Origin of the sequence: Vibrio sp. J502, assembly GCF_025397955.1 — a bacterium.
Classification (GTDB): Bacteria; Pseudomonadota; Gammaproteobacteria; order Enterobacterales; family Vibrionaceae; genus Vibrio; species Vibrio anguillarum.
This window is the reverse complement of sequence record NZ_CP104555.1, coordinates 303,107-315,422: the sequence shown is the minus strand read 5'-3', so window position 1 is coordinate 315,422 and position 12,316 is coordinate 303,107. Positions and strand designations below refer to the sequence as shown.

Below are 12,316 nucleotides of genomic sequence, written 5' to 3'. Positions count from 1 at the left end.
ATACAATAAGTTATAAGACCATTGATCACCGATTATTAATAGCCTAATGACTTAACGAAAACGCCAAATGATTATCCATTGTATTTTTCAACTTACTCCATGCACTTCGTCCGCAAAACTCTGTTATTTATTCTAGACTTAACTCGGTATCTAATACTTTAGGATAGCATCGAGATCGAGTATGACTGAACTGGTAGGTAGACATTTAGAAGAGATGGCCAATATGCGAGCGTCACGCAAGCGTAGGGTCGTTGCCTTATGCTCGTTTGTGTCTGTGCTACTTTTCGCCTTTTATGGCATTCTTCATTTTCTTGAACAGCAATATTACCTGAGCACTTTTAATTTATTATGCTTGATCGCCATTGCCTCTAATTACCTTTATTTCTACCATCACTCAGATAACACCTCCTATGCCGATTTATTCCTCAGTGCCATCTTGTTAACAAAAGGGGTCATATTACTACTATATGGACAGCATATGGTCGGCAATGTGCTGTGGTTGTTTCCAATTATTGCGGCGGTGATCTTCATTAATGACTTTCGAATAGGCTTAGTTTTTAGCTGTAGTTTCTTTATGCTAATTGGCGTCTCAGTACAACTCTCCGGTGCCGATATTCTTCCTCAATATCTCCCCATAGATCGGTTTTTTCTCAGTCTCATCGCACTCTGTTGCATGTGTCATATTTCCTCTTACTACTACAACAAAGCGGTTTGCTATATCCAGCATCTTTATCAAGAGGGAATTGAAGACCTTGCCTACACCGACCAACTGACTGGGCTCGCCAATCGTTGGAGTTTCGAAACTTGGGCACGTGAAAAACTCTCCCAGCAGACTGATAAAAAAACCATCACCGCACTCGTCTTTCTAGACATTGATAATTTCAAGTCCATTAATGACAGCTACGGACATGAGGTCGGGGATCGAGTCTTGCAATATTTCGCCAATCGTTTAAAAAACAACGTCCGAAATAAAGACCGGAAGACCGATAAACACGATTACTCCATCGCGAGATTTGCCGGAGATGAGTTCGTGCTACTACTTTACGATATCAAAACGGTTAAGGATTTGGATGGTGTTCTCAACCGGATTTGTTATCTGTTTGAGGATAAATATCAAGGGTCAGAAATGATCAATAACCTCACCGTCAGCATCGGCGCTGCTTTGTTTCCTTCTGATGCTGATAACTTGGCCGAGCTGACTCGGTGCGCAGACAAAGCAATGTACGCAGCAAAACACAACGGCAAAAATCAATATCAGTATTACCAACATATTTCACTTGACCATACTGACGCATCTACTGCAACCCATTCAGCAACAGTGACACCAATAAAGAAAGCTAGCGAGTCATATACATAATCCACAAACCTACTGCACATACCACCACCATCCATGCGGCGTAGCGTGCTGTATTAGGTTTATTTGGTTTAGGGTGAATCACTGGCCTCATTGCCGCACGCCTTGCTGCTTCAACAATGGAAACGTCTTTATCACTGAGCTGTTCAAGCGTATCGCGATTTTTCTGCGCTTGATTAGCCACCTTGGTAAATCGGTGCATCTGCTCAAGCGTAAAATCCTCTTTGGGATCATAATGCGGATTCTGATCTTCATGTTTGGGCAACATAGACATTAGGCATCCTCCTCGTGATCCAACCTACTTTAATTATAGCCCCCCTCAAGATATGTTCGAATTTCTCGACGAAGACCTTCAAAACACAGCGCTCTTCTTTATCAGCACCTTGTCTTAAACTGATGTTATACCGACAAGGAGAATCATTATGCTAACGCAACGTGAAATAAAACAGATAATCCCCGCACAACCCACTTCGGATGGAGATGGCGTAAAAATTAGCCGCGTTGCTGGCTTTAATAACGCTAATTTTTCACCATTTTTAACGCTCGATGAATTTAAATCTGATCAAAAAGCCGATTATATTGGCGGATTCCCTCCTCATCCACACCGAGGAATCGAAACTCTCACTTATATGCTAAATGGGCATTTCCAACATCAAGATCATATGGGTAATGTCGGTGAATTACGCTCTGGTGGTGCCCAATGGATGGCTGCAGGAAGAGGTGTTATTCACAGCGAGATGCCAATTATGACTGAAGGTCAGTTGCACGGTTTTCAGATTTGGATCAATCAGCCTGCTAGCCAAAAAATGGCGCCAGCGCAATACCACGACTTTCAACCCGAAACCATTACCGAATACCACTCTCAAGAAGCTGGCCTGCTGAGAGTACTTGCGGGTGATGTCACTTGTGACAAGCAGATAGTAACTGGCCCATTAACAAAAACGGGCGTTAAATTGAGTGTGGCAGACTGGCAAGCAACACCGGGTAGCCAATTAGAGATCGCCACTCCAAATCACTTTAATGTCATGGCATTTACCTACAAAGGCAATGCACAGCTAGGCAGTAAAGTGTTGAAGCAAGGCGAGCTAGCGTTGCTCTCAAAAGGTGAGTTCTTAACATTAAAAGCCAATGATACGAGCGGAGTATTGTTGCTAATGGGGCAACCCATTGATGAACCTGTAGTGCATTATGGGCCGTTTGTCATGAACTCATTTTCTGAGATAGAACAAGCAATTAAAGACTACAACTCAGGTCTGTTTGAACAGTATTAATCATAGGGTAGCCATCCGGCTGATCTTAAGTATCATTTTGGGGTTCTCAGAAAGTTTGCCTATACTCAAGTAGTAAATTTGACGAGAGGCACGAAATATGTGGGTATTGACTAGAAATATTCTCATTTCATTGGCAGCAGTGCTGATCAGCTCAACGCTTTTTGCTAGCACCCTTAAAGCTGATTTTAGGCATCGACCACCAGAAATGGTGATCAGTCCAGATGGTCAAAAAATCAGCGGTCCATTAAAGGAAATCATTGAAGAAGCAGCAAAAAATATAGGCTTCGATATCGAGTGGCGAAACATTCCATTTCCTCGCAGCCTTGCTACTTTAGAAAATGGTACTGTTGACATTGTTCCACGTGTCATACGAACAGCAGACAGAGAAGCATTTGTTCGCTTTATCGGTCCTATAAGTGAGCAAACACGGAATATTGTTTTTGTCACTCGCAGTGATGGGCCAGCAATCAACAATTATCAAGATTTACGAGAGCTGAATGTCGGTGTGAAAAGAGGTACCGCTTATTTCGAAGCGTTTGATCAAGACAAAGAGATAAATAGAACGGTTGTTAATGATGACTTCAACCTAGCAAGAATGCTAGAGGCAAAGAGAATAGATACCGTTATCGTATTGGATTTACCTGCGCTAGAAGTGGAATTAAAAACAATCAATTTTAGTAACTACCAAGTAGCAACCTACTACTATCCAAACACTATCGGCAACTATTACGGTATGCCTAAAAGCCATCCACAAGCGGATGCATTACAAAACGCTCTGTCTGAAATGGTAAAAAGTGGAAGGATCGAAGCCATCTATGCAAAATTTGGCTTAACAGCTCAATAAGAAATAGGGCTTTTAAGCCCTATTTCAACTACAAATATTCGCACAAATAAGCTGTTGCTTCGGCAACTTTCAAATCAAAGGACGAATTCTCAGCGACTTCAAAAGATTCATTCGCTTTAAATGTAGACCAATGTTCATCCCCTAAACGCTTTATCGTTAACGAACCTTTGATGACTGTCATACGCTCAGGAGCGGCCGTGCCAAAGGTGTATTCGCCAGCAGCCATTACGCCCACCGAACTGTCACCACTTTGGTGAGCAAAACCTAAAGATTTAACAGCCCCATCGAAGTATGTGTTTTCTTTGATCATTTCTCTTCCTTGTAAAATAAACCACCAAAATATGGTGAATAACACGTTTGTAAGCCGTTTTATCTGAAATCATAAAAATACACAAGTAGCAATTGGAATTAAACAAATAGTGAAACGCGACCTATACTGATCAGTAAGTCAACAAAATTCATGATGCAATGTTCATCTTGTCATCCATTAGTACTAGTTTTGGAAAAAAGATCATATTTTCCAGTGTGACATTTGCTAAACCACACGACATATTCCACTCTCTAACCTTGTTTTAATTGGTTAGCCTTACCGGTACTAGTCGCTGATTGCTTACGTTATGGAGTGGGAATGGCAGTTAAGGGTTTCACACATGCAAATAAAGCCTCTTCAGGTCACCCTATGAAAAAAAAGTGGGTATTAAAAAGTCTTTTTTGGATAGTGCTGTTCACTATCGCAGCTAGTTTTGCCACTTTACTTTTAGTGAGCTATCAAGAGTATACAAGCCCCAAAAATGTCTATGGTTCATGGATCGAAATCGGTACACCCAGTTATAGCACTGAGGTTCTAACTCTCAATTCAAATGGCGTGTTTCGAAATAATCGCTTAGTCAGCACTCAGTTTGAATATGATGGGGATAAAATTGTGATTAACACTGGTAGTGGCGTGACCATTTACCAACTTGCTGGGACAACAAACTCCCCTCAACTCAAGCGCATTGAACCTGTAATGCCTTTACAACGCTTTATCAAACAAGGCTATGAAAGCACGGTAGAAAACGATGAAAACGGCGACCCAAGCAAAAATCGTCGTTCAGCATTATCTGAGCATTTTGCACAACCATAGCGCTTAAAGTGACGCGATCAGAGCTGAGTCTAAGCCTAAATAGAAAAGCCCCCAAATCGGGAGCTCTGTTGATACTTTATATTATAGAGTGACGCCATATTTAGCGTGCGCGACGCGCCTCTACGGCACCAGCCAACTGACGCAATACCACTTCAGTATCATCCCAGCCAATACATGCATCCGTAATCGATTGACCATAAGTGGCCGCACAACCATCCACGAGATCCTGACGTCCTTCAACGAGATGAGACTCAATCATCACACCAAAAATAGCATGTTCACCCGATGCAATCTGCTCGCTCACATCTTGTGATACCACAAGTTGACGCTGGTACTGTTTAGAGCTGTTTGCGTGGCTAAAGTCAATCATCACTTTTTGTGGTAAACCGGAGATTTCTAGTTCCTGCTTGATAGCCGCGACATGTTGAGCGTTGTAGTTTGGCTCTTTACCACCTCGTAGAATGATATGGCAATCAGGGTTGCCTGCCGTTTGAATGATGGCCGAATGACCATACTTAGTGACCGACAAGAAATGGTGCGATGCACTGGCAGAGCGAATCGCATCAGAAGCGATTTTGATATTGCCATCTGTCCCATTTTTAAACCCAACCGGACAAGATAGACCCGATGCGAGCTCACGGTGAACTTGAGATTCTGTTGTACGAGCACCAATAGCACCCCAACTGATAAGGTCAGCCACATACTGCGGTGTGATCATATCCAAAAATTCGCTCGCTGTTGGCATCCCCATATCGGTCAAATCAAGCAGTAACTTACGCGCCATGCGTAAACCATCGTTAATTTTATAGGTATCATTTAAATAAGGGTCGTTAATGAGCCCTTTCCATCCGACGGTCGTACGAGGTTTTTCAAAATAGACACGCATGACAATTTCAAGGCGATCACCTAGTTCATCACGTAACACTTTAAGACGTTTTCCATATTCAACAGCCGCTTGAGGATCATGAATTGAACATGGGCCAATGATCACCAATAAGCGATCATCTTTATCTTGTAGAATATTATGAATGGCTTCTCGAGCCTGAAATGTGGTTGAAGAAGCAACTTCTGTTGCCGGAAACTTTTCTAGAACCGCAACAGGAGGTAATAACTCTTTAACTCGTTTAATTTTTACATCATCAGTCTGAAACATTGCTTACTTCTTCCTTATTCTTTTCTACTGCCTACCGAACAACGGACAGGTTGGATCTATACGCAGCCTTGCTTTCGGCTCTCCCCTGTAACTTATCTACTAAAAACCACAACTTCAATCATTATTTTCAACAAAAGGCAATATTGGCTACTTTTTTACAAGATTATCATTTCGTAAAAAAATAGTTACACCTTTATGCTGGAACCCACAAATTAACGCTAATATGAGCTTCGTAGGTGCATTATCTCGTTGATATTGCTAAGGTAGGTGATAACAAAATAGCAACAAGATATTCAACCATGAATGCGATAGAGTTTGAAAAAGTAAACAAGTGGTACAATAATTTTCACGCTTTGAAAGACATTACTCTTCAGGTTCGTCGAGGGGAAATCTTAGTCGTTTGTGGCCCTTCAGGCTCAGGAAAATCAACATTAATCCGAACGGTCAATGGGTTAGAAGCTATCAGCGCGGGCAAGATCACCCTGAACTCTAACCATTCCGACATCACACAGCCTGCGGGGAAAATCGGTATGGTTTTCCAGCATTTCAACCTTTTCCCTCACTTGACGGTGATTGAAAACCTTATTTTAGCTCCAATTCGTACACTGAAATTGAGTAAGCAAGCCGCAAGACAAAGAGCGAGCCATTTTTTACAGCGAGTGAATATTCTTGACCAAGCTGACAAATATCCGGTGCAATTATCTGGCGGTCAGCAACAGCGTGTTGCCATTGCACGCTCACTCTGTATGCAACCAGAAATTTTATTGTTTGATGAACCCACTTCAGCTCTCGATCCTGAAACCATCCAGGAGGTACTGGATGTCATGGTAGATCTTGCTCAAGATGGCATCACCATGATGTGCGTCACTCATGAAATGGGTTTTGCCCGAAAAGTAGCGGATCGCGTCATTTTTATGGATGAAGGAAGAATTCTCGAGATCGCTACGCCGGAAGAGATATTTCGTCAGCCAAAACACCCAAGAACTCAACAGTTTCTCAACCAAATATTGAGCCATTGATGATAAAAGTACTGATAAAACAGATCTTCTCCGCTCTAGTACAGATAGTTCTATTGCTTGCGGGGATGATATGGCTACTTGATTCTGGCGCACATGCTATGGGTTACCAGTGGCAATGGCATCGTGTGCCTGATTTCATCGCTTTTTACGACGAGGGGGAATGGTGGCCCGCGGAACTGCTCGAAGGGTTAGCCGTCACGGTGCAAATCTCAACGGTCAGCCTATTTTTTACGCTGGTCATTGGCTTAACAACCGCTTTGTTGAAGCTTTCCAATTCTGTGGTAGGGCGTTGGTTGGCCAATATTTATATTGAGCTTATCCGCAACACGCCGCTACTGGTGCAGATATACCTGCTCTATTTTGTGTTTGGCCCAGTGCTGGGCTTAGATCGCTTCTCTACTGCCATTTTAGCTTTGGCACTGTTTCAAGGCGCTTATACTGCCGAAGTGTTTCGTGGTGGTTTAAACAGCATTCCGAAGGGACAGTTTGAAGCGGCACGAACATTAGGGCTTTCTCGTTTTTATACCTATGTTGATGTGATCTTACCGCAACTTATCCAACGTACATTACCTCCACTGACCAATGAAGTCGTGTCATTAATTAAAAACTCGTCTATCGTCAGTGTGATGGCTATTTTTGACTTAACCACTCAAGGTAGAAATATTGTCTCAGAAACGGCGATGCCATTTGAAATATGGTTTACCGTCGCTGCAATTTATTTACTGTTAACTCTTTCTTTATCAGGGTTTTCAGCATGGTTAGAACACAAACTCGGGGCGCAATGGCGCGCTCAATAATCATCCTTAAAAGGAGAACATCATGCAGCAATCTGCACCAAAAGCGTGGCAACGCGCTGGATTGAAGGCTATCGCCGCTCTATCGCTCGGGTTGACCATGTTACTAGGGATAACCATTTCCATACCCGCCTTTGCCAGCGAAACGCCTAGCCTTGATAAAATCACTGAACGAGGCACATTGCGTGTGGGTATGTCTACGTTTGTGCCTTGGGCAATGCGCGACAAGCAAGGCGACCTAATTGGCTTTGAAATTGATGTTGCCAAACGTCTTGCTGAAGATTCAGGTTGGAAAGTGGAATTTGTACCTACCGCGTGGGATGGCATTATTCCAGCACTCTTAGCACAGAAATTTGATGTCATTATCGGCGGCATGTCTATCACGCCAGAACGCTCGAAAAGCGTGCTCTTTACCATCCCCTACTCACATTCAGGCGTGCAGCTTGCTGCCAATCAATCCTTAGCTAATGGCTTTTCCACCATTGAAGACTTCAACTCTCGTCGAGTGACTATCGCTGCGCGACGCGGAGCATTTACCGTTCAAGTCGCTCGTGAAACCTTCCCCAAAGCCAAAATTCTGCAATTTGATGACGATGCACAAGCCTTTCAAGAAGTATTAAACGGCCAAGCACACGCCGTGATTGCGTCAAGCCCTAAACCTGAACATGAAACAGTGAAACACAGTGACAAACTGTTCATTCCTTTCAATGAACGGTTGTCCAAAGGGAACGAAGCGTTTGCCGTTCGCTTAGGTGAAGAGGACAAAAAAGCCTTTTTTGATCAATGGATTATTGAACGAACCAATGACGGCTGGTTAAGTGAACGCTACGAATATTGGTTCTCAACGCTAGATTGGCAAAACCAAATCGTCTCAGGGCAATAGCCTGAGGGGCGGATGTGAATAGAACAAAAACTGTGCTGTATGAAAAACGGAACCTTAAACCATGGCTACAATTATCGCTCAATAAGCTCGATTATGCGTTACTCGTAGCACTGTTAGGCTTTGTTATTTGGTTAACGCACCGAGCCGAGCTTGGGGTGAATTATAATTGGCGTTGGCAAGAAGCTTTTGCTCTGATTTTCACCCCAACGAGCCATGGTGCTATCCCTTATTTCTTTCAGGGGTTAGTTGCTACTTTGCGCTTAAGTGTCTGGGCGATGGTGCTGGCCCTTGTGTTAGGCACACTGCTTGGCGTAGCACGCCACTCTCATTTTTCGTGGTTCAGAATTCCGGCTAACGCTTTTGTGCAATTAGTTAGGAACATTCCGCCGCTGGTTTTCGTGTTCATTTTTTATTTTTTTGTCTCCAATCAACTGATCCCGTTGTTGGGCCTAGAAAACCTACTACGGGAACACCATGAGCCAACCAATGTCATTCAGCATTGGCTGTTTGGTCCTTCTCATCTATGGGAAAATTTGTTTTCTGGAATTGTGTGTATTGGGATGCTTTCATCGGCCTACATCGCTGAAGTTGTTCGTTCAGGTTTGGCCGGAATCGCTCAAGGTCAGTGGGAAGCAGCGCACTCTTTAGGGCTGTCTCGATGGGTAAAATACCGATACGTCATTGCCCCTCAAGTATTGGCGGCGATCACGCCGGCTTTAGCTGGGCAAGCGATTTCTTTGGTCAAAGATTCTTCGATTGTATCGCTAATTTCAATTCAAGAAATGACGTTTGTTGGCACAGAAATCGCTAACTCTTCTGGGCTTATTTTTGAAATATGGTTGTTAGTGGGCGGTGCATACTTGGGTTTATGTTTAAGCCTCTCTTTACTGTTTAGGCGGCTCGAGCTACGCAGTTTACGCCATCTCTCGCTTCATCACTCTAACTAGATAACACTGAATTTGTCAGCGTCAGTTGCGCAACCAATCAAAGAGAAGCAACACGTGATGAGAAACAAAATAAGAACGATGTTTAGCGATTGCGCCCCCATTATTGAGAATGAATATCAGTTAAGATCAATTCAACATGAATGTAAGAAGGTGAAACCATGATGCAACACGTTTCCGAATGGTTAGAAAAAGATCCCGATCCTAAAACTCGCCAAGAACTACAAGCACTAGTCGATCAGCATCAGTTAGATGAGATAAAAGCTCGCTTTCAATCACGCCTTGAGTTCGGCACCGCAGGTTTACGCGGCATGGTGGGATGCGGCCCTAATCGTATGAACCGCCTGGTAATTCAAGAAACGGCGACGGGTTTAGGGCACTACCTCATTCAACAAGTCAGCAATGCCAAAACACGTGGGGTGGTGATTGGCTATGATGGCCGGCCAGATTCTCAGCGATTTGCACATGATACCGCCTCAGTACTCGCCGCGCTGGGGATCAAAGTGTATCTCACGCATAAAGTGGCACCGACCCCAGTAGTCGCTTTTGGGGTAAAACACTTTAATGCCGCCGCCGCAGTCGTAGTCACCGCCAGTCACAACCCACCCGAATACAATGGCTTTAAGGTGTACTGGGAAAATGGTGCACAGATTATCCCGCCTCACGATTCAGGTATTGCAGCAGAAATCGACTTAGCGGCAACGCGAGCTATTTCTCTGATGCCGTTAGACAACGCGCACCAACAAGGCCTTTTGCAATGGCTAACAGAAGAGTATTACCAAACTTACCGTCGTACCCTCAATCAAAGCCCATTGTTAAACCACCACACTGATCCGCAATGCCTTACCATTGCGTATACCGCGATGCATGGTGTCGGCGCTGAGATGGCTGAAACTTTGCTGCATGACTCTGGGTTTACCCATGTCATCAGTGTAAAGGAACAACGAGAGCCGGATGGCCGTTTCCCGACCGTCAACTTCCCGAACCCTGAAGAGCCTGGGGCGATGGATATGGTTATCGCGTTAGCCCATGCCCAAAATGCACAACTGGCCTGCGCCAACGACCCAGATGCCGACCGATTTGCCGTTGCCGTACAACGAGCGGATGGTCAATACCAAATGCTGACTGGCGATCAAGTTGGCACACTATTTGGGGACTATTTGCTCTCCAAAACCGATGCCTCAAAACAGTTGGTTGGCAACACCATCGTCTCATCCAGTTTACTCGGTAATATTGCGCAGGCGAAAGGTGCAAAATACTACCAAACCTTGACTGGCTTTAAATGGTTGACCAACGTGGCGATGCAACAACAAAGCGATGAACAGCAGTTCTTATTCGCCTATGAAGAAGCATTGGGTTACACCATAGGGCAAACCGTTTGGGATAAAGATGGTCTTTCGGCCATGGTGGCATTTGCACAACTAGCGGCCGAATTATACAGCCAAGGTAAGACTATTTGGGATCAACTCGAAACCATTTACCGCCAGCACGGTTTTTACATTAATGCACAACGCAGCATTAAGTTAGACCCTAACTCACCGCCGATCGGTGACAAGCTTCGCGCCACACCGCCAACGGAAATCTCTGGTAGAAAAGTGCTCATGACCGACGATCTCAAATCACTCACACGTTATATTGCCGATGGAACAACGCAAGCGATTCAACTTCCTGCTAGCGATGTATTGACCTATCACTTGGAAGGCGGAGCGAGAGTGATTGTGCGCCCGTCGGGCACTGAACCTAAATTGAAATGCTATTACGAGGTCATCGGAGCCTTCGAAGCAGAAGAAGATTTCGCCAGCGCCGAGAAAAAAGCCGACGAGCAAATGGCGATGCTCATCGCAGAACACCAACACAGCTTGTAGCGCTCACTGCCGGACAAGCACAACGAAATAACAGGCCGTCTTCAGTTCATTGTTGGCGGCATTTTTATTTCATCTGTTTAGGTGAACAATGCCTGCGACTACAACGCTCTTTTCCCTCCAGTGGATGACAGTTGTATGCGCAATTTTGTACAAAACCATTCTGAATAAATCGGCTACACTGGTTGTTGCAAAAAGGTAGGATATGAAATGCCCAAGCAGAAAAGCAAAAAGAGAGAACTAGCCAAGTTTCATATCGCTAATGAACTTGGCGGAATTGAGCTTCTCGATGCACAATACGAAACACAAAACTTTTCGCGCCACAGCCACGAAGGGTACACGGTGGGAGTTATTGAACGCGGTGCTCAACGATTTTACCGCACCGGTGGTCATCATATTGCTCCACAAGACAGCATTATTTTGGTTAATGCCGAAGAAGTCCATAATGGCCATTCTGCTGTAGAAGGTGGTTGGGCCTATAAAGCCATGTACCCACTTCCAGAACAATTTAGTACCGTGCTTCAAGAGTTAGGTTCTTCTAACTCATGCGCTCCTTATTTTCCAGAACCCGTAGTCTACGATCCTGAATTAGCAAACCAATTTCGTTTAGTTTTTGATACGTTAGAGCAGTCGAGTAACCGTCTATTACGCGAAACATTAGTTTACGCGACCCTAACCAAACTGGTAGCACGTCATGCCAAAAGTCCTCCTATCTCACTACCTAAAACTAAAATTCAGCAGTCGCTCTATACGGTTAAAGAATTCTTAGATGACTTCCCTCAGGCCGATGTCTCATTAGAAGATTTATCAAAACTAGCTGGAGTTAGCCCCTATCATTTGGTTCGTTCATTTCAAAAAATGTATGGCTTCCCACCGCATGCCTATCAAATTCAAGCGCGGTTGCGTTATGCTAAAACACTATTGAGAAGTGGTCATCCCATTTCAGATGCTGCGCAAGAATCTGGGTTTCATGACCAAAGTCATCTACATCGCCACTTTAAGCGTGCAATGGGCTTAACGCCAAAACAGTTCTTAGCCAAATAGCAAGCGCAATTTTGTACAATCGCTT

At 44.1% G+C, this 12,316-nt stretch carries 13 protein-coding genes; 10 read left to right on the top strand and 3 right to left on the bottom strand.

What is annotated here, in order from left to right:
• Window positions 1-181: 181 nt before the first annotated feature.
• Complete coding sequence (locus N5E84_RS17225; RefSeq protein ID WP_047687751.1) at window positions 182-1,357, top strand: GGDEF domain-containing protein; 1,176 nt, start codon at window positions 182-184, stop codon at window positions 1,355-1,357.
• Here N5E84_RS17225 and N5E84_RS17220 read toward each other — a convergent pair.
• Entirely contained in the window at window positions 1,338-1,628 is a 291-nt protein-coding gene (locus tag N5E84_RS17220) for a hypothetical protein (protein ID WP_013868082.1), read from the bottom strand. The two genes, N5E84_RS17225 and N5E84_RS17220, sit on opposite strands and share 20 nt — an antisense overlap.
• A gap of 148 nt (window positions 1,629-1,776) precedes the next feature.
• On the opposite strand from N5E84_RS17220, the gene N5E84_RS17215 reads away from it, so the two are divergent.
• Both N5E84_RS17215 and N5E84_RS17210 read left to right on the top strand, forming a co-directional pair.
• Window positions 1,777-2,625: a pirin family protein gene (locus tag N5E84_RS17215; protein ID WP_019281951.1), complete on the top strand. Its 849-nt coding sequence runs from the start codon at window positions 1,777-1,779 to the stop codon at window positions 2,623-2,625.
• A 97-nt stretch (window positions 2,626-2,722) separates the two neighbouring features.
• Window positions 2,723-3,469 carry a substrate-binding periplasmic protein gene (locus tag N5E84_RS17210; protein ID WP_017047426.1) on the top strand — a complete coding sequence of 249 codons (747 nt, stop codon included), beginning with the start codon at window positions 2,723-2,725 and terminating at the stop codon, window positions 3,467-3,469.
• 28 nt (window positions 3,470-3,497) lie between these two features.
• On the opposite strand, the gene N5E84_RS17205 is transcribed toward N5E84_RS17210, so the two are convergent.
• On the bottom strand, window positions 3,498-3,779 hold the full coding sequence (locus N5E84_RS17205; RefSeq protein WP_029388163.1) for a pyrimidine/purine nucleoside phosphorylase: 282 nt from the start codon (window positions 3,777-3,779) through the stop codon (window positions 3,498-3,500).
• A gap of 369 nt (window positions 3,780-4,148) precedes the next feature.
• Here N5E84_RS17205 and N5E84_RS17200 point away from each other — a divergent pair, with 369 nt between their 5' ends.
• Window positions 4,149-4,592: a DUF2850 domain-containing protein gene (locus N5E84_RS17200; RefSeq protein WP_026027337.1), complete on the top strand. Its 444-nt coding sequence runs from the start codon at window positions 4,149-4,151 to the stop codon at window positions 4,590-4,592.
• 100 nt (window positions 4,593-4,692) lie between these two features.
• Here the strand turns inward: N5E84_RS17200 and aroG are convergent, their stop codons facing one another.
• Entirely contained in the window at window positions 4,693-5,745 is a 1,053-nt protein-coding gene (aroG, locus tag N5E84_RS17195; protein WP_013868087.1) for a 3-deoxy-7-phosphoheptulonate synthase AroG, read from the bottom strand.
• A gap of 299 nt (window positions 5,746-6,044) precedes the next feature.
• On the opposite strand from aroG, the gene N5E84_RS17190 reads away from it, so the two are divergent.
• The 6 genes from N5E84_RS17190 (at window position 6,045) to N5E84_RS17165 (ending at window position 12,291) form a co-directional block, all read left to right on the top strand.
• Window positions 6,045-6,764, top strand: a complete 720-nt coding sequence (locus N5E84_RS17190; RefSeq protein WP_029388162.1) for an amino acid ABC transporter ATP-binding protein — start codon at window positions 6,045-6,047, stop codon at window positions 6,762-6,764.
• Window positions 6,764-7,561 (top strand): amino acid ABC transporter permease, encoded by a 798-nt coding sequence (locus N5E84_RS17185; RefSeq protein ID WP_029388161.1) that lies wholly within the window; start codon window positions 6,764-6,766, stop codon window positions 7,559-7,561. Before N5E84_RS17190 ends, N5E84_RS17185 begins: the two co-directional genes overlap by 1 nt.
• Before the next feature lie 97 nt (window positions 7,562-7,658).
• A complete protein-coding gene (locus N5E84_RS17180; RefSeq protein WP_095661402.1) occupies window positions 7,659-8,441 on the top strand; it encodes a transporter substrate-binding domain-containing protein in 783 nt (260 codons plus the stop codon).
• Window positions 8,442-8,473: 32 nt separating this feature from the next.
• Window positions 8,474-9,388 (top strand): amino acid ABC transporter permease, encoded by a 915-nt coding sequence (locus N5E84_RS17175; protein WP_170899085.1) that lies wholly within the window; start codon window positions 8,474-8,476, stop codon window positions 9,386-9,388.
• Window positions 9,389-9,546: 158 nt separating this feature from the next.
• Entirely contained in the window at window positions 9,547-11,250 is a 1,704-nt protein-coding gene (locus N5E84_RS17170; RefSeq protein WP_019281944.1) for a phospho-sugar mutase, read from the top strand.
• Between the two features lie 207 nt (window positions 11,251-11,457).
• Window positions 11,458-12,291, top strand: coding sequence for an AraC family transcriptional regulator (locus N5E84_RS17165; protein ID WP_029388160.1), 834 nt, complete (start codon window positions 11,458-11,460; stop codon window positions 12,289-12,291).
• The last annotated feature ends 25 nt before the right edge of the window (window positions 12,292-12,316 follow it).